Source organism: Bifidobacterium choladohabitans, from assembly GCF_016102005.1.
Lineage (GTDB): Bacteria > Actinomycetota > Actinomycetes > Actinomycetales > Bifidobacteriaceae > Bombiscardovia > Bombiscardovia choladohabitans.
The window spans coordinates 162,982-188,283 of the sequence record NZ_JACFPL010000001.1 but is presented as its reverse complement, the minus strand read 5'-3'; the positions used below and the strand labels follow the sequence as shown (position 1 = coordinate 188,283).

Genomic DNA, 25,302 nt, shown 5'->3' with positions numbered 1-25,302 from the left:
AGCTATAACCGGCAAGGGTGCCAATGCAGTTGTCAGAGAGGATTGATGAATCTTCCGTCTGGTCGAAGGCGGCAATGTCAGTAAACGATACACGTTTACTCCAACGATGATGTTGAAAAAGCGAAGAAAGGTACATACCAATGAAACATGTACACCATATAGCAAGGAAGCTGGCAGTGGCCGCTGTGGCTACCCTGGCGAGTGTCTCCCTGGCAGGATGCGCTGGCTTTGGGCCTACCAACACGACCGGCACAGACAAGGAGGGAAAAGTCACCGTACGATTCTCGTACCTGTGGACAGGCGACGAAGCGAAAGCCGTTGAGAAGATCATCAAGGATTTCAACGCTTCTCAGAGCAAGATATCAGTCAAAGGAACCTCGTCTGCAGATCAGCAGGCACAGGTGCTGTCGATGCAGGGCAAAAACCCTCAGTTTGATATTTCCAACACAGGCAATTCGCAGATTGTCGATTGGGCAAACAGCGGTGTGCTCTTGGGGCTGGACGACTATATTAAAGCTGACAAGTACGACACTTCCGACTTCCTTCCAGCCGCAATCAAAAATAATTCCTTTGATTCCAAGCTCTACGCTCTACCCGTGGCAGCGAATATCTATCAGTTGCTGTACAACAAGGATGAGCTCAAAGAGGCCGGCATTACCAACCCTCCCGAGACGTTCGACGATTTTGCTAAGGTCATCGATACAGTTAGTAAGCTCAACGGAGACAAGGTCGAGCGGTTGGGCACCAACTCTTCGGTGGACCTGCAGCTGCTCGTCCAGGCCTACGGGGGCAGTTGGTACACCGAGGACGGCAAGGCTTCACCAACCAACCCACGCAATATAGAGGCGTTGAACTGGTGGGTTGAGCATGTAGTCAAGAAGTTCGGCGCTAAAAACCTGCAAGACTTCCAGTCGGGTTTCGGTGAGTACGGCACGGCTCAATACCCCTTCTACACCGGGCAAATCGCAACTCTGATTGACGGCAACTGGCAGTCGGCGTTCATCCGTCGCCTGGCACCGAAGCTCAACTGGGGGGCCGCAGCTCTGCCATATCCTGCAGATAAGCCAGAGCTTAGGGGCACTACACGTTTGGACCTGTCCAACTTGTTCATCCCGAAGAACTCCGCTCACCCCAAAGAAGCTTGGAAGTTCATGAAGTATTTCCTAGGCAAAAAGCCGATGCTTGAGTTTACACATACGTTGGCTAACTTGCCCGGACGTACTTCGTTACTCAGCGACACAACATATTCTGATCTGCCGAACTTCGACGTGTTCTTGGCGGCTGCTAAGTCAAAGTTGGCCGTGCCGAGTTATTCCACCAAGTTCAGCACTCAATATGGGCAAGATCTCTCTGCGGCCTTTACACAGATTCAGGCTGGGCAGGCGACTCCAGAGCAGGCTATGCAGGCGGTGGCCGAAAAGGCTAAAGCCTACAAACAATAGGATACAGACGGGTGGAATGGTCCCATCAACTATTTTGCTCTAGATTGACTCCGCAGGCTGACTAATCAGTGGTCTTGCAGCCTGCGGAGTCTCACACGAGGAGGTGTGACATTCGTGTCAGATGCACAGATTTCAGCGGGTGCAGCCCATAACACTCAGGCGCAGCGCAACATCAGTGTGATTACCCGGCGAGGCAGACGAGGCAAGGCCGGAAAACCGAAAAGGGGCAGCAAGAACGAGAGGCGCTACGGTTTGGGCTTCGCTATGCCTTTCCTCATCGGTTTAGTGCTGTTTACTATCGGACCAATGATCGCGTCGTTGTACTATTCGTTTACCGATTTCAATATTATGACGGCTCCAAAATGGGTGGGCATGCACAACTACCAATCGGTTTTTGCCGATCCTCGTTTTTATAAGTCCCTGGAAAACACGGCTTACCTGACGTTCATCGGCGTGCCCCTAGGCCTCGCATTTGCACTGGGTGTGGCCCTGATCTTGAACCTGAAGGAGGCGCCGGCCCGAGGACTCGCCCGTGCTCTCTCGTACATCCCCGCCATTATTCCTTCCGCCGTAGTGGCCTACCTGTGGCGCTGGATGTTTAATGGCAAGTATGGCCTGATCAATGTGGTGTTGACCAAATTAGGCATACCGGCACCCAACTGGCTGCTCGATCCGGCTTGGACACGACCCGCTGTTATTCTGATTTCCTTGTGGACCGTAGGTGGCACTACGGTGATTTATCTGGCTGCCCTGCGTGATGTGCCTCGTGAGCTGATGGAGGCTGCGGCGTTGGATGGCTGCGGCGTACTGCGTCGTTTTCGCTACGTCACGCTGCCAGCTATAGCTCCCGTTACGGTCTTTCAGCTGATTGCGGGCTTGCTGGGAGGTCTGCAGAACTTCACTATCCCATATTTACTGGGTTCGGGCGGTTTCAACATGTCGACCGGAGGGCCGGACGAAACCTGGCTCACGTACGCGGTCTACCTGTATCAGAACGCGTTCTCCTACTTCAAGATGGGTTATGCTTCGGCGCTGGCGTGGATCCTCTTCATTATTGCTCTGATTCTCACCGCCGTTATTCTCCGACTGTCGAAAGGTGTAGATGAAGATGCTGCTCACTAAATCAAGAATGGCTGTTTCTCGGGCAGTGTTGTTCCGCTCAACGCCCTCGCGCAAGACCAGCAGACAACGGGTGGAGCTGCCCGGCGTGCATCACAAGGATTGGAACAGTCCGAGTCTGCGCTCCTACCGCACACGGTTCCTCAGTTTGGCAGGGATCGTGGGCGTGCTTCTGCTCTTCGGTATTCCACTGGTGGTCATGGTAGCGACTTCGTTGACACCAGCCCGTGAAGTAGGGTCGTCGGTCTTCCCCAAGACGCTCGATTTTTCTAACTATGGCGCTGCTTTCGCTCAGGCTCCCTTGCTGAAATACTTCGGCAATACGCTTATTTTGGTGGCTTTCAATGTGGGCGCGACGTTACTCACCTGCCCGATTGTGGCCTATTCGCTCTCGAAGTTGCGTTGGAGAGGGCGCAATCTAGTGCTCCTGCTGGTGCTTTCCACGATGATGCTGCCCTCGCAGGTCACGCTGGTACCGGTCTATATCATGTGGGATCAGCTCAACTTAGTGGGTACCTTCTGGCCGCTCATTATCCCGCAGTTCTTCGGCTCCTCCTTCTATATTTACATGCTCCGCCAGTTCTTCCTCGGCATTCCTATGGAATATATCGAGGCGGCCCGTGTGGATGGGGCAGGGGAGTTTAGGATTCTCTTCCGGATCGTCATGCCGATGGCGAAGCCGGCACTGATTACGGTAGGGCTCTTCCAATTCGTGGGCACTTGGACCGACTTTATGGGGCCGCTCATCTACCTGCGCGATCAAAACCTCTACACCATTTCCATGGGTATGTATTCGTTCTTCTCCTCGCACGGTACCGACTGGGCTCCGCTCATGGCGGCCTGCACAATGTTCACTATTCCGACCTTTGTTATCTTCCTCATTGGCCAGCGCTACTTTGTGGAGGGCGCTTCGTTGGGAGGTCTCAAATAGTTTAGACATCACACTTACAGCATCTTTTTACCGCAATAAAGCAGTGTAACCAATAATTCTATTTATATGGGAGTTTCTTATGACAGAACCGCTACGTATTACCGGAACGTTCCTAGATGAGGTGACGGCAGATATTGCCGGCCACAACTGGGGAGTCAAAGAGTGGACGCAGGAGTTTGACACCTATGTTGAAGCGGGTATCGACACGGTTATTCTCATCCGCTCGGGTTGGGGTCCTCGGCTCTCGCATCCCTCGAAGGTCATCTCCGCTCAAGTGAAGACCATACCGGTGTATATGGATATGCCCGAGCTCTTCTTGAGCTTGGCTGACGAGCGCAACATCAAGTTTTACTTCGGCCTGTACGACTCTGGAGTGTACTGGAATCGCAACGATTGGAAGGGAGAAGTAGAGGTCAATCGCGACTATATTCCCGAAGTGTGGCAGCGCTATGGTTCCCACAAGTCATTTGCTGGCTGGTATCTACCTCATGAGACCTACGACTCGGGACAACGCATTATTGAACTCAATACAGCGCTTGCTAGACTCTGTCGGCAGACACAGGACTTGCCTATTCTCTCGTCGCCGTATTGGCTGGGCAGGTATGACATGAGCTTGGGATACTCTCTGCCTGCGCCCTCGCCACGGTCGCTCAAGGAAATCGTGACCCAGTGGGATGAGATTTTCAAGGCATACTCGGGCCTTATCGATGTAGCCGCTTTCCAGGACGGTACGGTATACGAGCTTGAGCTGCCTGAGACACTGAGCGCCATGCGGGAGCTGACGGATAAATACGGTCTCTCCCTGTGGTCGAATGTGGAGACGTTCGATCGCGATATGCCTATCAAATTCCCTCCGATTGAGTGGCGCAAGCTGGTGCACAAGTTGACTTCAGCAGAGGGAATAGTCGACAAAGCAATTACGTTTGAATTCTCCCACTTCTTGTCGCCTCACTCCATGTGGCCGTCTGCAAGACATTTGTTCGACCGCTACCAGGAGTATTTGCACGGTGAGCACCGTGCTTTGGATCAGTGAGTCTTACTGCTGGTTTGGACGTAGTCGATAGGAATGGCAAGCGTGGTTCAAGCTGTTGCGAGCAAAGGAGTCACCTCAGACATGGACGAACTTCACCAAGTAGTAGTAGCGGTCGATATTGGAGGCACCAAAATTGCTTCAGCACTGGTCGAAGTCAATGAGTCGAAACCTGTAATACTGCCTGACACCCTGCACTCCATACCTACGCAGGCAACGCAGGGTGGTGAGCATGTACTCAACCGGGTGGCCCAGGAGGTCCGGACCTTATGCGACAGAGCTCGTAGCTGGCCTAATGGTGCGTTGGCAGTAGCGGGTCTGGCTGTGGCGAGCCCTGGCTGTGTGGATTTCTCCGGGCGCATCGTGTCAGCGACCGATATTTTGCCAGGCTGGACAGGCCTGGCGCTGAGGTCTCGACTGGAGCAGTTGAGCGGACTACACGTCTATGCCTTGGGTGATGCTCTTGCGCACACGTTTGGAGAAGTGCGATGGGGGGCCGCACAAGGGTATGACTCGGCTTTGCTTGTAGCAATAGGGACGGGTATTGGCGGTGGTGTCAGCATTGATGGCAAGTTGCTACACGGCTCTCACTCTGCGGGAGGTCATGTGGGTCATATCGGTCACCCGGCAGCTGCTGATGTAGTGTGCTCTTGCGGACATCGCGGCCACATTGAGCCTCTTGCCTCGGGCCCAGGTCTTGAACACGTATATGTTCAGCTGGGCGGTGCTCCGGCAGAAAAACCTTGTGGCGGGGCTCGGATCGCAGCTCGAGCTCGGCAAGGTGACCCTCTGGCTCGCCAAGCCCTTGAACAAGTCGGGCAATACTTGGGCAATGCTTTAGGCAATCTCGCGAATGTGCTCGATCCGGCTGTCATTGTGTTATCCGGATCGGTCGCTCAAGCAGGAACACTCTGGCTGAAAGCCGTGCGAAAAGGTTATGCCGAGCAAGCGATAGTACCGGTTGCGTCAACCCGGCTCGTGCTTGGAGATCTCGGTGATGATGCGCCGCTGATAGGAGCGGCGGAAGCCTTTTTGGAAGGCTACGGTATGTGTGGCAGGGCACGCGGCGTGTGGATTGACGCTGACAATGACAGGAGAATCCCATGAAAAAAGTAGTAGAACGTTTGCATCATCAACTTATTGTGAGCTGCCAAGCATATCCAGGTGAAGCTATGCGACACCCAGAGACTATGGCTCAAATCGCGTTTTCTGCTCAAGCTGGAGGAGCCGGCGGTATTCGCTGTCAGGGACTTTCGGATATTGCTGCCATCAAAGGAACGGTCAGTGTGCCCGTGATAGGTCTGTGGAAGGAGGGGGATACCGGCGTATATATCACGCCCACGTTGCGGCACGCGAGGTGCTGCATGGCCGCGGGAGCCGATATTGTGGCTCTCGATGCCACAGATAGGCCACGACCAGATGGGTTGAGCCTGGCGGAAACAGTGCGGATACTGCGTTCAGAAGGTGCAGTGCTTATGGCTGACTGCGGCTGTTTGGACGACGCTCGACGGGCGAGGGATTTGGGTTTCGATATCGTATCTCCTACGCTCGCTGGATACACAGCGGATCGGCAGAAGACTGATGGGCCGGACTATGAGCTTATTGAGGCGATGGTCTCCACTATTAGCGATATCCCGGTGATTTGTGAGGGGAGAGTGCATACGCCCGAGCAGGCTCAGCTTGTTAAGAGCTTAGGTGTGTGGGCAGTAGTAGTGGGCACGGCCATTACTCACCCGCAGACGATAACCTCATGGTTCGTTCAAGCCTTGCAAGAACCGAATAAAGACTAGGCTTGCTTGGAGTAGGTGAGGGCCCAGACCAACGAAGGTGAACCGGGCCCTCAATAGAGCGGCGATTGGGGAATTATTACGGCTCTTTGCGGCTGATGAGGAGGGCGGAGCCTAGCGTGGTGAGCGCCAGGACAGCAAGGGAGACACCGATATAGGAGCAGATTTGGTCGATGCTCATTGTGGAGAGGGCAATGCTCTCGGCAACAGTCACGAAACCATGTATTTGAGCCAAGTCCAGTGGGCGAATATGGTCGGCATGGATATCGTTAAAGGCCAGATGATGAAGATGGCAGGAACACGGGCCGAATTAGTTGTCACCTGTAAGATCACGCTTAAGTTGAAAATAACAGAGATAAAGAAAGCGATAGCCACCGTCATCACTAAGGCATCGCCGACGAGATTACCTGCGCTATCACCTGGGCCGCGCACTTTGAACAGACTGGCCACCGCTGACGCGAGGTAGTAAACCAGAACGAAAGCAAAGGGGTCAACGAGCCGACCATATACTTGGCTCCGATAAACTGCAAGCGTGGGATGTCGGAGATAAGCATATTTTTATAAGTTTATTGGGAGAATTCTTAGCCGATAACGACTACGAATACTGCGATCAGCGCGTAAGCAAGACCGACGTAGACATCGTCAGGGCTTCGATGCCAGTCGAGACGCTCCAACTCCACTTTGTCAATACCAACTTCATCGCCAGCCTAGCAAATATGAGAATCCGCAGCAGAGCATATATGGGAGAATGAGAAATAACAAGAAGGTGAGAGGGTGGCTAACGCGGCTCGAACGCGCGACCTCCTGAACCACAATCAGGTGCTCTACCGACTGAGCTATAGCCACCATAGTGAATCAACCCGCATCGCGGATCAATGCAACAGATGAAATTATACACGATGGCATGACATGGCACGCCGGTGAAATATGACCCATGCCTAAAGACAGTGCTTTGTCTTTGGGCCTTCAGTTCACGACCATGGCCTCTACATAAAAAGTCTCCAGTACCACCAGGGTCTGGTCGTTGACATTGAAGTCCGGATCACCCAGTGCCTGTCGCATGTTCTCTGAGGTCCAGAAGGACTTATGAGCCTGGCGCCACCCAGGAAGGCTTTTATAGTCTTCTCCTTCATTCAGAACATGCTGCGGCGTGACCAGGCCGAGTCGGGTCACGCTCACCGAGGCATATCTGAGGACGGCAAGAGGCTGGTCATCTGAGTTCAACAGAAGCGTTCGTCGGCCGGCGGCGGGGAGTGGCTCATGATCATGAATGAACTCTGCCATCAGGCTGGTCGTAGTAGTTTTGCGCCCCTCCAGGATCGCTTTTACCAGGCAATCACGTTCTGGACCAGGGAAAGCGAATTCATCCTTGGGAAGGTTCGCAACATCTTGGGCTTTGACCGTTGGTATTTGCCTATTTGTCATAGTCGTTGCGGTTGTCTTGCCTATCAAGCTTAGGCTCTTTGTCGTCGAGCGCTTTCCTTACGGGTTGGTAGGCCTTGATCAGATCGGCCAGACTCATAGCGGCGTTGGCGGGGCTGGTGGATGGCAGATTGATCATCGTCGGTCGATATCCCCTCTCCTGCAGGATCGGCAGGCAGTAGCGGCGGTAAAGCTGGCCGGCTTTGCGTCCTGTAGTGAATATGGTGTCTATGGGCGCACGGTTCAGCAAGCCGGCGATGTCGGTAGGTACGACATTGGTAATTGAAGCGTCGGAGGCACCGTGGATGTCGCATTCCTGGATGACATCCCAGAGGGCGATGCGGTGATTGAGGGCAAATCGGGCGCGGACAGCCGAATCGTGCTCTGGAACAGGCTGGTGGAAGAGTGCAGCCAGCACGGGCCAGAAGCGGTTGCGCGGAAACATGTAGTAGAAGCCAGCTTCGCGCGAACTCGGGCTGGGAATGGATCCCAGGATCAGCACACGAGATCGGTCATCCCAGATGGGCCCGAACTCGTGGGTGACGTGTGTGACGGAACCTGCAGTCATGCGCCAAGCAGGCCTGTCAGAGACGCGGTCATCACGTCAGCCTGTGCAATTACCAGAATGAAGACCAGGAGGCTGGTTGCACATTCAACCAGGCCCACATACAGAATGGGAATGCGGCGCCGACGGGAGATGGCAGGCAGCAGGGCCGCGCGCACCAACAGAACCAGAGCGGTCAACAGAGGCCACCATCCTGCGGTATGCACCATGGCGACCCCGATCAGGCAGAGGGCCAGGTTCCAAGCCAGCGAAAGCAGGTAGCACCAGGTCTTGCCGCGCTCGCGGATCATGGTTTTGACGAAGATGACCGAACCGAACTGGGTCACAGCGAAGAGCGCTGCACTGACCACTCCGATCGATGGCAGGGCGGCGCTTGGGAAAAATCCGTCGGCGAAGCAGTCCACAGCAGGATTCGGTTGGCATCCGAAGTAGCCGGCGTTAGCGCCTTCTAGTCCTGCTTCCGGCGTCTGGAATCGTGACCCTAGGGATACAGCGATCAGACAGAGCGTGCAGGCCGCGATCACGGCCACAATATCGTTCCACCAGGAGCGCTCTGCACGCATCCAGGCGGCGGCAAAGTTCAGCACGCCCAGCACCAGGTAGAGCGGGGCCCATCGCAGGAGCCCAGGGGTCCCAATCAACAGGATCAGCCCGGTCACGGCCATGAGCAGGGCGTATCCCAAAGCTGGTGGCGCAAATCTGGCAGCTCGGTGCGATACCATCCACCGTGAGCCTGTGAATTCAAAGCAGTAGCAGAAAGCCCAAGCGACCATGAGCAGCAGGCTCCTCCAGGTCGGCCCTGCGACCAGCAGACCAGCCAGACCCGGCATCAAGGCCATGGCCCAGCCGCCTATTTGGTCGGGTATCCATAACCGCCGCCACTGTCGTCCCTTGGACCCTGTTCCAGTAGGTTTTGCTGATTTGCGGGCTTGAGGGCTCGGTCTACTGCCGTTTGATCCGGCTGCTTTGCCCTTGTCTGCGTCTGTATGCATACTCATCAGCCTACGCCCCGGTATGGCTCTCACTGCCTCTTCCGTAATGCAGATTCGGTCAATATCATGGTTGGAAGAGTCATGAATCATAGGGGTCCCCGGGTTCAGGAGGCAGATGATGGGTCAGGTGGATATCAAGCGCGTATACGAGCAGGCCGCCGACGAGGACGGGGTCCGCATCCTGGTCGACAGGCTTTGGCCACGTGGCGTCAGCAAGGAGCGGGCGGCCCTGTCTGGCTGGCTCAAGGATGTCGCACCCAGTCCGGACCTGCGGCGCTGGTGGCATCATGATCCAGACCGCTTCGAGGACTTCGCATGCCGCTACCGCACAGAGCTGGACGACAATCCCGCCTTGGAGGATCTGCTCAGCATTGTACGTGAACATGATCGGACGACACTGGTCTATGCAGCCAAGGATCCAGCTGTCAACCATGCCCTGATCCTGCGCGACTACATCCGCCATGCTCTTGAGAAGAAAGAAAGGTACGTACAAAAGCAGTTATAAGGTCTGTCAAAGGTCTGCTGCAAGGGTTTCCCAATCAGCGGCTCCAGTGTGGCATCGCAATGAGCAAAGCCTAGAGCGTATAGCCTCGCGTTACGCGCAACGATGTCTGTCCCGGTGATATACTTTTCATCGTGTGTGCCGACAGCACGCCTTATGTCACAGGTGAGCTTGTCGGGATATCCCCGAATCCGAAGAGTGCAGGCAGCAATGCCCAGCAGGAGGATCAGGGGCCATCGGGCCGGTGGACAGTGGCTGATCTCTCCTCCTGGGAGCGACTGCGGCTGCGGTGCGGCGGTCTCGCAGTGCAAACGAAGACAAGTTCATCGAAGGAATCGGAGAGAGTCAGTTGCCAACAATTGAACAGCTCGTCCGCAAAGGGCGCAAGGCCAAGCCTCGCAAGTCGAAGACTTTGGCACTCAAGGGCAGCCCGCTGCGTCGCGGCGTGTGCACCCGTGTCTACACCACCACCCCCAAGAAGCCGAATTCGGCTCTGCGGAAGGTTGCCCGTGTCCGTCTGAGCTCCGGCATCGAGGTTTCCGCCTACATCCCAGGCGAGGGCCACAACCTACAGGAGCACTCCATCGTGCTGGTGCGCGGCGGACGTGTCAAGGATCTGCCCGGCGTGCGCTACCACATCGTGCGCGGTGCGCTGGATACTCAGGGAGTCAAGGATCGCAAGCAGGGCCGTTCCCTGTACGGAGCAAAGAAGGCCAAGTAATACATGTCACGCAAAGGACCAGCAAAAAAGCACCAGCTCCTGCCCGATCCCATCTACGGTTCCACCGTGGTGGCCCAGCTGATCAACAAGATCCTGCTGGACGGCAAGAAGTCCATCGCCGAGAACATCGTCTACACCGCCCTGGAGCAGGTCAAGGAGAAGACCGACCAGGAGCCCGTGGCCGTGCTCAAGCGCGCCCTGGACAACATTCGTCCCAGCCTGGAGGTCCGCAGCCGTCGCGTCGGCGGCGCCACCTACCAGGTCCCCGTCGAGGTCAAGCCGAACCGCGCCAATACGCTCTCGTTGCGGTGGCTGACCGATTACAGCCGCGCCCGTCGTGAGAAGACCATGTCGGAGCGGCTGGCCAACGAGATCCTTGATGCCTCCAACGGCCTGGGTGCCGCGGTCAAGCGCCGCGAGGACACCCACAAGATGGCCGAGGCCAACAAGGCGTTCGCCCACTATCGCTGGTAATCCCAAGAGAGCGAGAACAAGGAATTATGGCACAAGACGTGCTCACGGACCTGACCAAGGTCCGCAACATCGGCATCATGGCCCACATCGATGCCGGCAAGACAACGACGACAGAGCGTATTCTCTACTACACCGGCGTCAACTACAAGATCGGCGAGACCCACGACGGCGCCTCCACCATGGACTGGATGGACCAGGAGAAGGAACGTGGCATCACGATCACCTCCGCCGCCATCACGGCCTTCTGGAACCGCCAGTCCCACGATCCTGAGGACCGCTACCAGATCAACATCATCGACACCCCCGGCCACGTGGACTTCACCGCCGAGGTGGAGCGCTCCCTGCGTGTGCTCGATGGTGCCGTGGCGGTGTTCGACGGCAAGGAGGGCGTGGAGCCCCAGTCCGAGACCGTCTGGCGTCAGGCCGACAAGTATGGCGTGCCCCGCATCTGCTTCATCAACAAGATGGACAAGCTGGGCGCCGACTTCTACTACTCGGTGGACACCATCAAGGACAAGCTGGGCGTCAAGCCACTGGTCATGCAGCTGCCCATTGGCGCTGAGAGCGACTTCCACGGCGTGGTCGACCTGGTGCGCATGGTGGCCTACTACTGGAAGGACGAGGCCGATCTGGGCGCCAAGTACGACACCATCGACATCCCCGACGACCTCAAGGACAAGGCCGAGCAGTACCACACCGAGCTGCTCGAGGCCGTGGCCGAGTCGGACGAGGATCTGCTGGAGAAGTACCTGGGCGGCGAGGAGATCTCCCAGCAGGAGATCCGCACCGCTGTGCGCAAGATGACCATCGAGCAGTCGGCCTTCCCGGTCTTCTGCGGATCCGCTTTCAAGGACAAGGGCGTGCAGCCCATGCTGGACGCGGTCGTGGACTACCTGCCCAGCCCCGAGGACGTGCCGGCCATCAAGGGCTACAAGATCGGCGACGAGTCCGTCGAGATCGACCGCAAGCCCACCGTGGACGAGCCCTTCTCGGCCCTGGCCTTCAAGGTGGCCACCCACCCCTTCTACGGCAAGCTGATCTACGTGCGTGTCTACTCCGGCAAGGTGGCCCAGGGCGAAACGGTCCTGGACTCCACCAAGGACAAGAAGGAGCGCGTCGGCAAGCTCTTCCAGATGCACTCCAACAAGGAGAATCCGGTCGACGAGGCCATCGCCGGCAACATCTACGCCTTCGTCGGGCTCAAGAACGTCACCACTGGTGACACCCTGTGTGACGAGAAGGCGCCGCTGGTGCTGGAATCCATGACCTTCCCCGATCCTGTGATCGAGGTGGCCGTGGAGCCCAAGACCAAGGCCGACCAGGAGAAGATGGGAATCGCCCTGCAGAAGCTCTCCGAGGAGGATCCCACCTTCCAGGTCAAGACCGACGAGGAGTCCGGCCAGACCCTGATCTCCGGCATGGGTGAGCTCCAGCTGGACATCCTGGTGGACCGCATGCGCCGCGAGTTCCATGTGGAGTGCAACGTGGGCAAGCCCCAGGTGGCTTACCGCGAGACCATCCGCAAGCCCGTCATGAACCAGGAGTACACCCACAAGAAGCAGACCGGTGGTTCCGGCCAGTTCGCCAAGGTGCTCATGAACTTCGAGCCCCTGGACACTTCCGAGGGCGAATCCTACATCTTCGAGAACAAGGTCACCGGCGGCCACATCACCAAGGAGTTCATCCCCTCGGTCGATGCGGGCGTGCAGGAGGCCATGGAGTCCGGCGTGCTGGCAGGCTTCCCGGTCGTGGGCGTCAAGGCGACCCTGACCGATGGCCAGATCCACGAGGTCGACTCTTCGGAGATGGCCTTCAAGATCGCCGGCTCCATGTGCTTCAAGGAGGCTGCTCCCAAGGCCAAGCCCGTCATCCTCGAGCCCATCATGGCCGTCGAGGTCCGTACTCCCGAGGAGTACATGGGCGACGTCATGGGCGACATCAACTCCCGTCGTGGCTCCATCCAGTCCATGACCGACGCCACCGGCGTCAAGGTCATCGACGCCAAGGTGCCCCTGTCGGAGATGTTCGGCTACATCGGCGACCTCAGGTCCAAGACCCAGGGCCGCGCAATGTTCACCATGCAGATGGACTCCTACGCTGAGGTTCCCAAGACTGTCAGCGACGAGATCATCAAGGCCCAGCGAGGCGAGTAATGCCGGTCCGGTCCGCCGCCACGGCGGGCCCGCGCAAAAAGGCTCTTCTGTCACAAGTCGGCGTTACACTCTTGTAGCGCTGACTGGGCGGAGGGCAAAAGTGGCAAAGAACCCGATAACCCAGTAATATGTAGCGAGTGCTCTGTGCGTGGTTCGCGCAGGCAACCTACGAGACGTCCAGGAGGACAAAACACAATGGCAAAGGAAAAGTACGAGCGGACCAAGCCGCACGTTAACATTGGCACCATCGGCCACGTCGATCACGGCAAGACCACCCTGACCGCGGCCATCTCCAAGGTGCTGCATGAGGAGTACCCGGACGTCAACCCCGAGTACGATTTCGCTCAGATTGATGCTGCTCCTGAGGAGAAGGAGCGCGGCATCACCATCAACATCGCGCACATCGAGTACCAGACCGCCAAGCGCCATTACGCCCACGTGGACTGCCCCGGACACGCCGACTTCGTCAAGAACATGATCACCGGCGCTGCTCAGATGGATGGCGCCATCCTGGTGGTCGCCGCCACCGACGGCCCCATGGCCCAGACCCGCGAGCACGTGCTGCTGGCCCGCCAGGTCGGCGTGCCGAAGATCCTGGTCGCCCTGAACAAGTGCGACATGGTCGACGACGAAGAGCTGATCGAGCTGGTCGAGGAGGAAGTCCGCGATCTGCTTGACGAGAACGGTTTCGACCGCGACTGCCCCGTCATCCGCACCTCCGCCTATGGCGCCCTGCATGACGATGCCCCTGACCACGACAAGTGGGTTCAGACCATCAAGGACCTCATGGATGCCGTCGACGACTACATCCCCACCCCGGTCCACGACCTGGACAAGCCCTTCCTGATGCCCATCGAGGATGTCTTCACCATCTCCGGCCGTGGCACCGTGGTGACCGGTCGTGTCGAGCGCGGCAAGCTGCCCGTGAACACCAACGTGGAGATTGTCGGCCTGCGGGACACCCAGTCCACCACCGTCACCTCCATCGAGACCTTCCACAAGCAGATGGACGAGGCCGAGGCTGGCGACAACACCGGTCTGCTGCTGCGCGGCATCGGCCGTGAGGATGTCGAGCGCGGCCAGGTCGTGGCTGCTCCCGGCACCGTGACCCCCCACCACAAGTTCGAGGGCGAGGTCTACGTGCTGACCAAGGACGAGGGTGGACGCCACTCGCCGTTCTTCTCCAACTACCGTCCGCAGTTCTACTTCCGGACCACCGACGTCACCGGCGTCATCACCCTGCCCGAGGGCGTGGAGATGGTTCAGCCCGGCGATCACGCCACCTTCTCCGTCGAGCTGATCCAGCCCGTCGCCATGGAGGAGGGCCTGACCTTCGCTGTTCGTGAAGGCGGCCACACGGTCGGCTCAGGTCGAGTCACCAAGGTCATCGAGTAGGATTGCCTGTCGCTTGTCGACACAATCCAATGACGGGGCCCGGAATCCTTCCTGTGATTCCGGGCCCCGCCCATATCCGGCCAGATTCGCCACTGGGCCGATTGCGGTGTTCATGCGCCGTGGCATAATAGGCGAGGATTTATCGCGAGCGGGCCGGATCCTGTGTGGCCCGGTGCTTTCGGCAGATGGCCAGGAGCCCTCCGAAGGAACGTTCATCAGAATGAGGTGGTATCAAGGTGGCACAGACTTCCAACGACATCAAGAACGGATCGGTCATCAACCTGGACGGCAAGCTTTGGACCGTCATCAAGTTCCAGCATGTGAAGCCGGGCAAGGGGCCGGCCTTCGTGCGCACGACCATCAAGGACGTCCTCTCGGGCAAGATCGTGGACCGCACCTTCAATGCGGGCATGAAGATGGACTTCGAGACCGTCGACAACCGGACCATGCAGTACTCCTACCGGGACGGTGACTCCTTCGTCTTCATGGACATGAACACCTACGAGCAGGTCAACATCCCCGAAGCCCTGGTCGGCGATCAGGAGCGCTTCCTGCTTGAGGGCACAGACTGCATCATCAGCTTCCATGACGGCAACCCCCTGTCCGTGGAGCTGCCTGCATCCGTGGTGCTGACCGTGACTGCAACCGAGCCCGGCGTCCAGGGCAACCGCTCCAACGCCGGCACCAAGCCCGCCACTGTGGAGACAGGGGCCGAGATTCAGGTGCCCCTCTTCGTAGGCGAGGGCGAGAAGGTCAAGGTGGATACCCGCGACGGCTCCTACCTGGGCCGTGAGAACTGAGCAAGGCGGAAACCACACATCCATGGCACGTTCCACAGCCCGCAAGCGGGCCTTGAACACCCTGTATGAGGCCGATGAGAAGAGCCAGGATTTCCTCTCCCTGTTGGAGGAGCGCAAGGCTCGGCCGGGGGCGCAGACACCTCTGCCCGCCTATGCCGTGACCATCGTTGAGGGTGTGGCTGGGCATCGTCAGCACATCGACGATGCCCTACAGGCCCACTCCACCCGGTGGCCGCTGAGCCGCATGCACGCCATCGACCGCAACATTCTGCGTATCGCCGCCTGGGAGATGCTCTACAATCCTGATGTTCCCGACAAGGTGGCCATCGATGAGGCCCTGTCCCTGGCCAAGACCCTGTCGGATGCCGATGCACCCTCTTTCATCCATGGCGTTCTGAGCGCCCTGGAGCAGGAGAAGGATGAGCATCAGGCTCGTCGTGAGCAAGCCGATCGGATTGCCGCACTGGCTGATGCCGAGGCCGATGCGGACGCTTCGGATGATGAATCAGATAGGCCAAAAGCAGGGGTCGTATCCACCGGGCCGGTCCCCTCTGGGGATGACCATGCTGGCAGCAAGTCGGAATCGGCAACACCTGCACCTGAAAGAGGGGATGTCGACCAGTCGGCCCCCAGCTTGGACCAGCTGAAACTGACCCTGCCGGGGGAACTGGCCACGGATGCGGATCGCCTGTCAGGCGACTGAGCAAAGATCCGGGTAAAGGCCGACCGATGTCCGCTGGCTGTCAGGGCATCGGTCGGCCTTTTGCCATATTCAAGCCGGGAGATCAGTTGAGCTTGCGGCAAGGGTTGCTCAACCATTCCCTGAACAATCCGTTCGGCATGATCCATGGGGGTCATTAATATGGGTGCGAATATCCACGGCAAACAAGGGGGTTCGGTGAACCTGAAGGACACCAACGCCATCGCCTCCGATCGTCGTTTCTCCGATTCCGCCATCCTTCTGCTGGAGGACGGCCAGGTGTATGAGGGAAAGGCCTTCGGGGCACTGGGCAGCACTATCGGTGAGGTCGTATTCGCCACGGGGATGACCGGATACCAGGAGACCCTGACCGATCCCAGCTATGACAGACAGATTGTAGTACAGACATTTCCGCACATCGGCAATACCGGTGTCAACGGGGAGGACGGTGAGTCCTCACGGATATGGGTGGCTGGATATGTGGTCCGGGAGCCCAGTCCCACTTTCAGCAATTGGCGGGCTACAGGCGGTCTCCAAGGGGAGATGATCGATCAAGGCATCGTCGGGATCAGCGGCATAGATACTCGCCGGCTCGTGCGGCATCTGCGTTCAGCGGGCGTCATGCGGGCCGGTATTTTTTCCGGATCGGCCCTGGACGATGCCAGCATCCAAAGTCTCTTGGATCGAGTCAGACAGGCGCCGACCATGGGTGGCTCCCACCTGACCGGAGAGGTCAGTACCGACCATCCCTATACGGTGGAGCCCTGTGGCCAATACCAGGATAGGGAGCCGTTCTGCACGGTGGCCGCTGTAGACCTTGGCATCAAGGCCATGACCCCTCATCGGCTGGCCGAGCGCGGATGCAGGGTCCACCTGCTGCCCGTGGGCACCACCATGGAGACCATCCACTCGCTGAATCCGGATGGCGTCTTCTTCTCCAACGGTCCCGGCGACCCCTCTACGGCCGATCATGAGGTGGCCCTCCTGCGTCAGGTGCTTGATGCAAGGCTGCCCTTCTTCGGCATCTGCCTGGGCAACCAGCTTCTGGGCCGTGCCCTGGGTTTCGAGACCTACAAGCTGAAATTCGGCCATCGCGGCATCAACCAGCCGGTTATGGATCTGAGCACCGGCAAGGTTGAGATCACCGCGCATAATCACGGATTCGCAGTCCAGGCGCCCAAGGGGGACCCGGTGCCCTCGCCCTATGGTCAAGGTCGATATGGTCGAGTCCGGGTCTCTCATGTCGATCTTAACGATGGAGTGGTCGAAGGTCTGGAATGCCTGGATATTCCGGCCTTCTCCGTTCAATATCATCCGGAGGCGGCGGCTGGTCCGCACGATGCCTCCTATCTGTTTGACAGGTTCGTCACGTTGATGCAGAACGCCAAGGAAGGGAAGGCACATGCCTAAGCGGCAGGACATCCATTCGGTCATGGTCATCGGCTCGGGGCCCATCGTCATCGGGCAGGCGGCCGAGTTCGACTATTCGGGGACCCAGGCCTGCCGGGTGCTGCGCGAAGAGGGGATTCGCGTCATACTGGTCAACTCCAATCCCGCCACCATCATGACGGACCCCGAGATGGCCGATGCCACCTACATCGAGCCCATCGCCCTGCCCTTCCTGGAGCGGATCATCGCCAAAGAGCGGCCGGATGCCCTTCTTCCCACCCTGGGTGGCCAGACCGCGCTGAATGCTGCCGTGGAGCTGGGCAAGGCCGGCGTGCTTGAGCGCTACGGGGTCGAGCTGATAGGCGCTTCGCTGGAGGCCATCGACAGGGGAGAGGACCGTGAGCTCTTCAAGCAGGTGGTGGACCAGGCTGGCGCCGAGTCGGCCAAATCCCGCATCGCCCATAGCCTGGATGAGGCCGAGGCGGTAGCCGACGAACTGGGCTACCCCCTGGTGGTTCGCCCCTCCTTCACCATGGGCGGCCTGGGCTCTGGGATCGCACATGATCGTGAGGAGCTGCGGCGGATCGCCGGTGCCGGCATCCACTATTCGCCCACCGACGAGATCCTTTTGGAGGAGGGCATCGAGGGGTGGAAGGAGTATGAGCTGGAGCTCATGCGCGACCGCCTGGACAATGTGGTTGTGGTCTGCCCCATTGAGAATGTGGACCCGGTCGGCGTGCACACCGGAGACTCCATCACCGTGGCCCCGGTCTTCACCCTGACCGACCGGGAATATCAGCGCATGCGCGACATAGGGATCGCCATCATCCGCGGCGTGGGGGTGGATACGGGCGGCTGCAACATCCAGTTCGCTGTCAACCCCAAGAACGGCCGGATCATCGTCATTGAAATGAATCCACGTGTTTCGCGGTCTTCGGCCCTGGCTTCCAAGGCCACCGGCTTCCCCATCGCCAAGATTGCGGTCAAGCTGGCCCTGGGATACACCTTGGATGAGATCGAGAACGACATCACCCGTTCAACCCCTGCCTCCTTCGAGCCGACCATCGACTACGTGGTCACCAAGATCCCGCGTTTCACCTTCGAAAAGTTCCCCGGGGCGGATACGACCCTGACCACCTCGATGAAGTCCGTGGGCGAGGCCATGGCCCTGGCCGGCAACTTCCGCGAATCCCTGGGCAAGGCCATGCGCTCCATCGACAAGCGGCACATGACCTTCTCCTGGGATGGCCCCCGGCCCGACCAGGCCGAGACCGACCAGCTGCTGGAGGCCATGCATACTCCCACCGAGCATCGCTACCTGCAGATTCAGCGGGCCTTCTGGGGAGGGGCTACCGTGGAGCAGGTCCACCAGGCCACCAGGATCGACCCCTGGTTCCTGGAGCAGATCAGCATGATCAACGAGCTGGCCCTTCGGGTGCGCCAGTCCGAGGTCCTGGACGAGGACCTGCTGCGCCAGGCCAAGCAATCAGGACTGAGCGACCTGCAGATCGCCCACCTGCGCGGCATGGGCGACCAGGGTGAGGCGGTTGTCAGAGAGCTGCGCTGGGCCTTCGGTCTTCATCCTGTCTACAAGACTGTGGACACCTGTGCAGCCGAGTTCGATGCGGTCACGCCCTACTACTACTCCTGCTACGCCGACGAGTCCGAGCTGCGCCCCCGCCAACGCGAGGCGGTCATCATCCTGGGCTCGGGGCCCAACCGGATCGGACAGGGGGTCGAGTTCGACTACACCTGCGTACACGCCGTCCAGGAGCTGGGCAAGGACTATGACACCATCATGGTCAATTGCAATCCAGAGACGGTCTCCACCGACTATGACATGTCGGACAGGCTCTATTTCGAGCCGCTGACCTTCGAGGACGTTCTGGAGATCTACCGGGCCGAGAAGGCCATGGGACCTGTCAAAGGGGTCATCGTCCAGCTGGGTGGTCAGACGCCCCTCTCTCTGGCTGCCAGGCTCAAGGCGGCCGGGGTGCCCATCCTTGGCACCAGTCCCGAGTCCATCGACCTGGCCGAGAACCGCGAGCTCTTCGGTCAGGTGCTCAGCAAGGAGCACTTGAACGCTCCACGGTACGGCACCGCCCTTTCTCTGGATGAGGCCAAGAAGGCAGCCCATGCCATCGGCTACCCGGTTCTGGTCAGGCCCTCCTACGTGCTTGGCGGACGAGGTATGGAGATCGTCTACGACGACCAGCAGCTGGCCACCTACGTGGATCGCGCCCTGGATGAGGCCAAGGCTGATACGGTGGTCTCTGGCCGCCTGCCCTCGCCCCTGCTGATTGACAAGTTCCTCCAGGATGCCATCGAAATAGACGTGGATGCCCTCTATGACGGGCAGGAGCTCTACATCGGCGGAATCATGGAGCATGTGGAGGAGGCCGGGGTCCACTCCGGTGATGCCGCCTGCACCCTGCCGCCTTCGACCCTCTCCGACGACCAGATCAATCGGCTGAGGCAGGCCACCCTGGCTATAGCCCAAGGCTGCGGGGTCCAGGGACTGATCAACGTTCAGTATGCCTTCATGGCCAACACCCTCTATGTGATCGAGGCCAATCCCCGCGCATCCCGGACCGTCCCCTTCGCCTCCAAGGCCACGGGTACGGCACTGGCCAAGGCCGCGGCACGGATCATGGTGGGGGAGTCCATCGCCCAGCAACGAGCCAATGGTCTGCTCCTGCCTGTCGGCGACGGTGGCATGGTCCGCGTCGGCCAGCCTGTGGCTGTCAAGGAGTCGGTTCTGCCCTTCAAGCGCTTCCGCACACCGGTTGGTCGGACCGTGGACATCCTGCTGGGCCCGGAGATGCGCTCCACCGGAGAGGTCATGGGCTTCGATCGGGACTTTCCGCACGCCTTCGCCAAGAGCCAGCTGGCCGCCTACCAGGGAGGATTGCCCACCGGTGGAGTAGCCTTCCTGTCGGTCAACGACACGGACAAGCGCCAGCTGCCCATGCTGGCCGCCCGTCTGCTGGAGCAGGGCTTCAGCATCTGCGCCACCAGTGGCACGGCCTCTGTCCTGCGTCGGTACGGCTTCGACGTGGCCGTTGTAGACAAGATCAGCGATGGCGAAGAGCAGGGTCGGGCTTTCACGGATTCGGACGGGGTCAAGCACATGGGCCGCAATCCTGTCCAGCTTATTGAGGAAGGGGCCATTGACATGATCCTCAACACACCCAGCTCCAGGGGTTCGCGCTCCGATGGCTATCTGATCCGGGTGGCCGCCATCGCCGCCGATCTGCCGCAGTTCACCACCATCACCGAATTCTCAGCCGCCCTGATGGCCATTGATGTGGTCAAAAAGGACGACTACGAGGTCATGAGCATCCAGGAACACGCGGCCCGACTGCTGGAGCTGGAGGAGGCCAGGTAGGTACTGGCTATATGATTGACCCATATTCCGGTCCGGATATGCCGGAGGATGACCTTTAGGAAAGGAAGTGGCCGTGTCAGCGATCAACGGTGCCGACATGTCGAGTCAGGACTCTTCGGGGGAACAGACCGGAGATCCAGGGAAGGCGGGCGGCCGGCTGATCGTGCTGACGGGGCCCACGGCCGTAGGCAAGGGCACTGTGGAGGCGGCCCTGCGCCATGCCCACCCTGAGGTCTGGGTCTCCGTCTCGGCCACCACTCGGGCACCGCGTCCGGGCGAAAAGGACGGCATCACCTACTGGTTCATGGATGAACAGGAGTTTGCCCGCAGGGAGGCCGCTGGGGACTTTCTGGAGACCGCCCTGGTCCATGGCATGTCCCACTATGGCACCCCGCTGCAGCCGGTTCTGAATCATTTGGCGGCAGGGGTGCCCACGATTCTGGAGATTGATCTGCAGGGGGCGCATCGTGTCCGCCAACGGGCGGGGGAGCTGGGCCTGGAAGTGTTCTACGTCTTCCTGGCACCGCCATCATTCCAGGACCTGGTCACCAGGCTGAACATGCGGGGAACCGAAAATGAGGAGCAGCGGGCCCGCAGGCTGGAGACCGCCAAGGTGGAACTGGCCTCAGAGGATCAGTTCGACCAGGTCATAGTCAACGACAGCGTGGATAAGGCAGCCCAGGCGCTCTGGGAGGTAATCGCCAAGGAATACGGTCTCTGAGCACCTGGCCTTTATTTCAGAAGAGGCAAAAATCCCCCAATCGAGTGAGAGCCCGATTGGGGGATTTTGGTCTATCAGTCCAGACCCGAAAGTTGGTTGATCAGATCCGGGTCGCGGGTTGCGCCCTTGTCTGCCGAGCGGGCGAAGGCGGCGTAGGCCTTCAGAGCCAGGGAGACCTTGCGGTCCCTGTGGGCCACATAACCTTCACCGGCCTCCAGCTCTGCGCGGCGCTGGGCGAGTTCCTCGTCGCTCAGCTCGACGTCTACACGCCTGTTGGGGATGTCGATGCGGATCATGTCGCCGTTGCGGATCAGGGCGATGGGGCCCTTGTTGGCTGCTTCGGGAGCGATATGGCCGATGGCCAGGCCTGATGAGCCGCCGGAGTAGCGGCCGTCGGTCAGCAGGGCCACGTCCTTGCCGATGCCCTTGCCCTTGACGAATGAGGTGGGGTAGAGCATCTCCTGCATGCCTGGTCCGCCCTTGGGTCCCTCGTAACGGATGACCAGGGCCTGACCCTTGTGCAGGGTGCCGTTGAGTATGACCTCCACGGCCTGTTCCTGCGATTCGACCACCAGGGCCGGTCCGCGGAAGTTCCAGATCTCCTTGGGCACGCCTGCGGTCTTGACCACGCAGCCATCGGGGGCCAGATTGCCCCGTAGTATAGCCAGGCCGCCTTCGGAGACAGCCGGGTGATCCAGGTCGTGAATGGCGCCGTTGACACGGTCGGTGTCCAGGTCCTCCCACTCCTTGGACTGGTTGAAGGGCTCGGGGGAGGTGATGTGTCCGGGCGCTGCGTGGTAGAGCTCCTTGGCCTGGTCCAGGCAGGTGGGGCGCATGATGTCCCAGTCGTTGAGCTTGGACTCCAGGTCCGGGTAGTCAATGGAATGTGTGTCCTGGTGGAGGACCCCGCCACGGTCCAGTTCGCCCAGGATGCCGCAGATGCCGCCGGCCCGGTGGACGTCGGATATCTCCCAGTCTCCGGAGGGGGAGGCCTTGCAGATGCAGGGGACCGTGTGGGAGATGCGCTCGATGTCGTCCAGGGTGAAGTCCACATCCGCCGACTGTGCGGCGGCCAGGATGTGTAGGACGGTGTTGGTCGATCCGCCCATGGCCACATCCATGGTCATGGCGTTTTCGAAGGCTTTCTTGGTGGCGATGGAACGCGGCAGGACCGAGTCGTCGTCATCCTGGTAGTACCGGTTGGCAATCTCGACAACCAGCTTGCCTGCCCGCTCGAAGAGCATCTTCCGGGCTGTGTGTGAGGCCAGGGTGGTGCCGTTGCCGGGCAAGGCCAGACCCATGGCCTCGGTCAGGCAGTTCATGGAGTTGGCGGTGAACATGCCGGCGCAGGAACCACAGGTGGGGCAGACCGTCTTCTCCAGGGCCAGCAGACCTTCATCATCGATGCTGTCATCGGCCGAGGCGTACATGACATCGATCAGGTCGGTGCTCTCTTGGACTGTTCCATCGGGCATGACGGTACGTCCGGCCTCCATGGGGCCGCCGGAGACGAAGACCGTGGGGATGTTCAGACGCAGAGCGGCCATGAGCATGCCGGGGGTGATCTTGTCACAGTTGGAAATGCAGATCAGGGCATCGGCGCAGTGGGCGTTGACCGAGTATTCCACGGCGTCCGCTATCAGGTCACGGCTGGGCAGGGAGTAGAGCATGCCGGTATGACCCATGGCGATGCCGTCGTCCACGGCGATGGTGTTGAACTCGCGGGGGATGCCGCCCGCTTCCTTGACGGCTTTGGAGACCAGACGCCCCACCTTGTTCAGGTGGACGTGGCCGGGCACGAATTCGGAGAAGGAATTGGCGATGGCCACGATGGGCTTGCCGAAGTCCTCACCCTTGACGCCAGCGGCACGATAGAGAGCACGGGCGCCCGCGAACTCTCGTTCCTTCATCAACTTGGCTGATCGCATCTGCATAGTTTTATTCAAGTGATTGCGGGCATCGACGGGTTGGTCATGACCACATGTTGGAATTTTCGGCCTTTTTGCCCTGCTTTTTCCGGCAGAGAAGCATCCGAGGCTAAAATCGAGCCCGGGCGGTAAAATCATTCAGATTGAATGAATGGTTCATCCAGTTGAATTGGAGAAACATCTTATGGCATTCGGTACCGAGCCCCATCCGCAGGGATTTGCGAATCCTCCCATCGACGACCTCATGAAGCACGCCGATTCGAAGTATGCACTCTCTATCTTCGCGGCCAAGCGGGCCCGTCAGATCAATTCCTATTTCACCCAGCTCAATGAGGGCCTGCTGCAGAACGTCGGCCCGCTGGTCGAGTACCAGAACCAGGAGAAACCCCTGTCCATCGCCTTCCGTGAGATCAACGAGGGCCTGCTTGAGGAGACCCTGGGCGAGGACGATCTGAGCGAAGGCAACTGAGCCTTCGACTCTCATTGCAGGGTTCTCGGGCGGTGATGGTTTCTAGACAAAGGTGAATGAAATGACAGAGCGACGGCTGATTTCGGCTGAATCAGTGACCGAGGGCCATCCAGACAAGGTCTGCGACCAGATTTCCGATGCCATCCTGGACGATCTGATCGCCCAGGATCCGCATTCGCATGTGGCTGTGGAGACCTCGGCGGCCACTGGCCTCTTCTTCGTCTTCGGAGAGGTCTCATCACAGGGCTACACGGATATTCAGTCCCAGGTCCGGTCGGTGCTGCGCAGGATCGGCTACACCTCATCCGATATTGGACTGGACGCGGATTCCTGCGGCGTGACCGTGGCTCTGAGCGAGCAGAGCAAGGAAATCAACCAGGGTGTGGAACGGCTGTCGGCCAGCCAGGAGAGCGCCGCCACACGCGAGGAGCGCTACCAGTCCCAGGGGGCCGGCGACCAGGGCGTCATGTTCGGCTACGCCTGCGATGAAACCGATACGCTCATGCCCCTGCCCATCTATCTGGCCCACCAGCTGGCCTTCCGGCTGGCACAGGTCCGCAAGGAGGGGATAATCCCTCATTTGCGCCCCGACGGCAAGACCCAGGTCACCATCGAATACGATCAGGATGACCGCCCCCGCCGTGTGGACACGGTCCTCATCTCCACCCAGCATGATCCCGAGGTGGGGCATGACTGGCTGCAGGAGCAGTTGATGGAGCATGTCATCACGCCCGTTCTGGATCGCGTCTGTGGCAAGGCCGTCGAGCACCAGGGCTACCGGGTGCTGGTCAATCCGACCGGTTCCTTTGTTCTGGGCGGACCAGCGGCTGACGCAGGATTGACCGGACGCAAGATCATCGTGGACACCTATGGCGGTGCGGCCCATCATGGAGGCGGCGCCTTCTCCGGCAAGGATCCCAGCAAGGTCGACCGGTCCGCTGCCTACGCTGCGCGTTGGGTGGCCAAGAACATCGTGGCCGCTGGACTGGCGCACAAGGTCGAGGTCCAGGTGGCCTATGCCATTGGCGTGGCCGATCCGGTCAGCGTCAACGTGGAGACCTATGGCACCGAGCAGGGGGTCAGCCGCGAGCAGATCCAGGAGGCCGTGCGCGAGGTCTTCGACCTGCGGCCTGCTGCCATCATCGATGAGCTGGATCTGTTGAGACCCATCTATGCCAAGACTGCAGCATATGGGCACTTCGGCCGGGAGGACCCGGATTTCACCTGGGAGCAGGTGGACAAGGTGGGCGAGCTCAAGGCCGCCATCGGCATGACCAGGTAGTAGCTGTTCGTCAAGAGCCACGGCGGGTTTCCAGGTCATCGACTGGGGGAATCCGCCGTGGTTCTCTTAATTGTGAAAGCGAGGGGAGCATC

Annotated in this window: 23 protein-coding genes and 1 tRNA gene; 19 read left to right on the top strand and 5 right to left on the bottom strand. The window is 59.3% G+C overall.

Annotated features, from left to right (window positions below):
- Window positions 1–140 precede the first annotated feature (140 nt).
- The 7 genes from H3S97_RS00775 to H3S97_RS00745 all read left to right on the top strand — a co-directional run bounded on the left by H3S97_RS00775 (window position 141) and on the right by H3S97_RS00745 (window position 6,775).
- Window positions 141–1,442, top strand: coding sequence for an ABC transporter substrate-binding protein (locus H3S97_RS00775; protein WP_232356199.1), 1,302 nt, complete (start codon window positions 141–143; stop codon window positions 1,440–1,442).
- A 114-nt stretch (window positions 1,443–1,556) separates the two neighbouring features.
- The gene (locus tag H3S97_RS00770; protein WP_198219348.1) at window positions 1,557–2,564 is read left to right on the top strand and encodes a carbohydrate ABC transporter permease; all 1,008 of its coding nucleotides are present in this window, start codon (window positions 1,557–1,559) and stop codon (window positions 2,562–2,564) included.
- On the top strand, window positions 2,545–3,492 hold the full coding sequence (locus H3S97_RS00765) for a carbohydrate ABC transporter permease (RefSeq protein ID WP_198187324.1): 948 nt from the start codon (window positions 2,545–2,547) through the stop codon (window positions 3,490–3,492). The genes H3S97_RS00770 and H3S97_RS00765 overlap by 20 nt, the downstream gene beginning before the upstream one ends.
- Window positions 3,493–3,571: 79 nt before the next feature.
- A complete protein-coding gene (locus H3S97_RS00760; protein ID WP_198219346.1) occupies window positions 3,572–4,525 on the top strand; it encodes a DUF4434 domain-containing protein in 954 nt (317 codons plus the stop codon).
- A gap of 81 nt (window positions 4,526–4,606) precedes the next feature.
- Window positions 4,607–5,629, top strand: a complete 1,023-nt coding sequence (locus H3S97_RS00755; protein ID WP_198219344.1) for an ROK family protein — start codon at window positions 4,607–4,609, stop codon at window positions 5,627–5,629.
- Window positions 5,626–6,312, top strand: coding sequence for an N-acetylmannosamine-6-phosphate 2-epimerase (locus tag H3S97_RS00750; protein WP_198219342.1), 687 nt, complete (start codon window positions 5,626–5,628; stop codon window positions 6,310–6,312). The genes H3S97_RS00755 and H3S97_RS00750 overlap by 4 nt, the downstream gene beginning before the upstream one ends.
- Before the next feature lie 163 nt (window positions 6,313–6,475).
- On the top strand, window positions 6,476–6,775 hold the full coding sequence (locus tag H3S97_RS00745) for a hypothetical protein (protein WP_198219340.1): 300 nt from the start codon (window positions 6,476–6,478) through the stop codon (window positions 6,773–6,775).
- Between the two features lie 307 nt (window positions 6,776–7,082).
- Here the strand turns inward: H3S97_RS00745 and H3S97_RS00740 are convergent.
- The 4 genes from H3S97_RS00740 to H3S97_RS00725 form a co-directional block, all read right to left on the bottom strand.
- Window positions 7,083–7,155: transfer RNA gene (locus H3S97_RS00740), tRNA-His, on the bottom strand.
- A gap of 120 nt (window positions 7,156–7,275) precedes the next feature.
- Complete coding sequence (locus tag H3S97_RS00735) at window positions 7,276–7,734, bottom strand: ASCH domain-containing protein (protein WP_198219338.1); 459 nt, start codon at window positions 7,732–7,734, stop codon at window positions 7,276–7,278.
- Window positions 7,724–8,299 (bottom strand): DNA-deoxyinosine glycosylase, encoded by a 576-nt coding sequence (locus tag H3S97_RS00730; protein ID WP_198219336.1) that lies wholly within the window; start codon window positions 8,297–8,299, stop codon window positions 7,724–7,726. Before H3S97_RS00730 ends, H3S97_RS00735 begins: the two co-directional genes overlap by 11 nt.
- Window positions 8,296–9,288, bottom strand: coding sequence for a YwiC-like family protein (locus H3S97_RS00725; protein ID WP_269749227.1), 993 nt, complete (start codon window positions 9,286–9,288; stop codon window positions 8,296–8,298). Before H3S97_RS00725 ends, H3S97_RS00730 begins: the two co-directional genes overlap by 4 nt.
- Window positions 9,289–9,406: 118 nt before the next feature.
- On the opposite strand from H3S97_RS00725, the gene H3S97_RS00720 reads away from it, so the two are divergent.
- From H3S97_RS00720 to gmk, 10 genes are all read left to right on the top strand, one after another.
- A complete protein-coding gene (locus tag H3S97_RS00720; RefSeq protein ID WP_198219332.1) occupies window positions 9,407–9,793 on the top strand; it encodes a DUF488 domain-containing protein in 387 nt (128 codons plus the stop codon).
- Window positions 9,794–10,139: 346 nt separating this feature from the next.
- A complete protein-coding gene (gene rpsL / locus H3S97_RS00715) occupies window positions 10,140–10,511 on the top strand; it encodes a 30S ribosomal protein S12 (RefSeq protein ID WP_015022141.1) in 372 nt (123 codons plus the stop codon).
- Between the two features lie 3 nt (window positions 10,512–10,514).
- On the top strand, window positions 10,515–10,985 hold the full coding sequence (gene rpsG / locus H3S97_RS00710; protein ID WP_015022140.1) for a 30S ribosomal protein S7: 471 nt from the start codon (window positions 10,515–10,517) through the stop codon (window positions 10,983–10,985).
- 26 nt (window positions 10,986–11,011) lie between these two features.
- Window positions 11,012–13,138: an elongation factor G gene (fusA, locus tag H3S97_RS00705; RefSeq protein ID WP_110413173.1), complete on the top strand. Its 2,127-nt coding sequence runs from the start codon at window positions 11,012–11,014 to the stop codon at window positions 13,136–13,138.
- 195 nt (window positions 13,139–13,333) lie between these two features.
- Window positions 13,334–14,533 carry an elongation factor Tu gene (gene tuf / locus H3S97_RS00700; RefSeq protein ID WP_198219330.1) on the top strand — a complete coding sequence of 400 codons (1,200 nt, stop codon included), beginning with the start codon at window positions 13,334–13,336 and terminating at the stop codon, window positions 14,531–14,533.
- A gap of 236 nt (window positions 14,534–14,769) precedes the next feature.
- Window positions 14,770–15,333 carry an elongation factor P gene (efp, locus tag H3S97_RS00695; RefSeq protein WP_015022137.1) on the top strand — a complete coding sequence of 188 codons (564 nt, stop codon included), beginning with the start codon at window positions 14,770–14,772 and terminating at the stop codon, window positions 15,331–15,333.
- Window positions 15,334–15,355: 22 nt separating this feature from the next.
- Window positions 15,356–16,036 carry a transcription antitermination factor NusB gene (gene nusB / locus H3S97_RS00690; RefSeq protein WP_198219328.1) on the top strand — a complete coding sequence of 227 codons (681 nt, stop codon included), beginning with the start codon at window positions 15,356–15,358 and terminating at the stop codon, window positions 16,034–16,036.
- A gap of 195 nt (window positions 16,037–16,231) precedes the next feature.
- Complete coding sequence (carA, locus tag H3S97_RS00685; RefSeq protein WP_332468252.1) at window positions 16,232–17,443, top strand: glutamine-hydrolyzing carbamoyl-phosphate synthase small subunit; 1,212 nt, start codon at window positions 16,232–16,234, stop codon at window positions 17,441–17,443.
- A complete protein-coding gene (gene carB, locus H3S97_RS00680; protein ID WP_198219323.1) occupies window positions 17,436–20,810 on the top strand; it encodes a carbamoyl-phosphate synthase large subunit in 3,375 nt (1,124 codons plus the stop codon). The genes carA and carB overlap by 8 nt, the downstream gene beginning before the upstream one ends.
- Window positions 20,811–20,907: 97 nt before the next feature.
- A complete protein-coding gene (gene gmk, locus H3S97_RS00675) occupies window positions 20,908–21,531 on the top strand; it encodes a guanylate kinase (protein ID WP_198219646.1) in 624 nt (207 codons plus the stop codon).
- 74 nt (window positions 21,532–21,605) lie between these two features.
- Here gmk and ilvD read toward each other — a convergent pair whose 3' ends face one another.
- Window positions 21,606–23,465: a dihydroxy-acid dehydratase gene (gene ilvD, locus H3S97_RS00670; protein WP_198177480.1), complete on the bottom strand. Its 1,860-nt coding sequence runs from the start codon at window positions 23,463–23,465 to the stop codon at window positions 21,606–21,608.
- 178 nt (window positions 23,466–23,643) lie between these two features.
- Between ilvD and rpoZ the strand changes: the two genes are divergently transcribed.
- The gene (gene rpoZ / locus H3S97_RS00665; protein WP_015022131.1) at window positions 23,644–23,928 is read left to right on the top strand and encodes a DNA-directed RNA polymerase subunit omega; all 285 of its coding nucleotides are present in this window, start codon (window positions 23,644–23,646) and stop codon (window positions 23,926–23,928) included.
- A gap of 61 nt (window positions 23,929–23,989) precedes the next feature.
- On the top strand, window positions 23,990–25,210 hold the full coding sequence (gene metK / locus H3S97_RS00660) for a methionine adenosyltransferase (RefSeq protein ID WP_045935554.1): 1,221 nt from the start codon (window positions 23,990–23,992) through the stop codon (window positions 25,208–25,210).
- Window positions 25,211–25,302: the final 92 nt, after the last annotated feature.

Bases quoted from the DNA above. Each gene is read 5' to 3' on its own strand.
- H3S97_RS00775 (WP_232356199.1), top strand. From the start codon at position 141: ATGAAACATGTACACCATATAGCAAGGAAGCTGGCAGTGGCCGCTGTG.
- H3S97_RS00765 (WP_198187324.1), top strand. From the start codon at position 2,545: ATGAAGATGCTGCTCACTAAATCAAGAATGGCTGTTTCTCGGGCAGTG.
- H3S97_RS00760 (WP_198219346.1), top strand. From the start codon at position 3,572: ATGACAGAACCGCTACGTATTACCGGAACGTTCCTAGATGAGGTGACG.
- H3S97_RS00755 (WP_198219344.1), top strand. From the start codon at position 4,607: ATGGACGAACTTCACCAAGTAGTAGTAGCGGTCGATATTGGAGGCACC.
- H3S97_RS00750 (WP_198219342.1), top strand. From the start codon at position 5,626: ATGAAAAAAGTAGTAGAACGTTTGCATCATCAACTTATTGTGAGCTGC.
- H3S97_RS00735 (WP_198219338.1), bottom strand. From the start codon at position 7,734: ATGACAAATAGGCAAATACCAACGGTCAAAGCCCAAGATGTTGCGAAC.
- H3S97_RS00730 (WP_198219336.1), bottom strand. From the start codon at position 8,299: ATGACTGCAGGTTCCGTCACACACGTCACCCACGAGTTCGGGCCCATC.
- H3S97_RS00725 (WP_269749227.1), bottom strand. From the start codon at position 9,288: ATGCATACAGACGCAGACAAGGGCAAAGCAGCCGGATCAAACGGCAGT.
- H3S97_RS00720 (WP_198219332.1), top strand. From the start codon at position 9,407: ATGGGTCAGGTGGATATCAAGCGCGTATACGAGCAGGCCGCCGACGAG.
- rpsG (WP_015022140.1), top strand. From the start codon at position 10,515: ATGTCACGCAAAGGACCAGCAAAAAAGCACCAGCTCCTGCCCGATCCC.
- fusA (WP_110413173.1), top strand. From the start codon at position 11,012: ATGGCACAAGACGTGCTCACGGACCTGACCAAGGTCCGCAACATCGGC.
- tuf (WP_198219330.1), top strand. From the start codon at position 13,334: ATGGCAAAGGAAAAGTACGAGCGGACCAAGCCGCACGTTAACATTGGC.
- nusB (WP_198219328.1), top strand. From the start codon at position 15,356: ATGGCACGTTCCACAGCCCGCAAGCGGGCCTTGAACACCCTGTATGAG.
- carB (WP_198219323.1), top strand. From the start codon at position 17,436: ATGCCTAAGCGGCAGGACATCCATTCGGTCATGGTCATCGGCTCGGGG.
- gmk (WP_198219646.1), top strand. From the start codon at position 20,908: ATGTCGAGTCAGGACTCTTCGGGGGAACAGACCGGAGATCCAGGGAAG.
- ilvD (WP_198177480.1), bottom strand. From the start codon at position 23,465: ATGCAGATGCGATCAGCCAAGTTGATGAAGGAACGAGAGTTCGCGGGC.
- rpoZ (WP_015022131.1), top strand. From the start codon at position 23,644: ATGGCATTCGGTACCGAGCCCCATCCGCAGGGATTTGCGAATCCTCCC.
- metK (WP_045935554.1), top strand. From the start codon at position 23,990: ATGACAGAGCGACGGCTGATTTCGGCTGAATCAGTGACCGAGGGCCAT.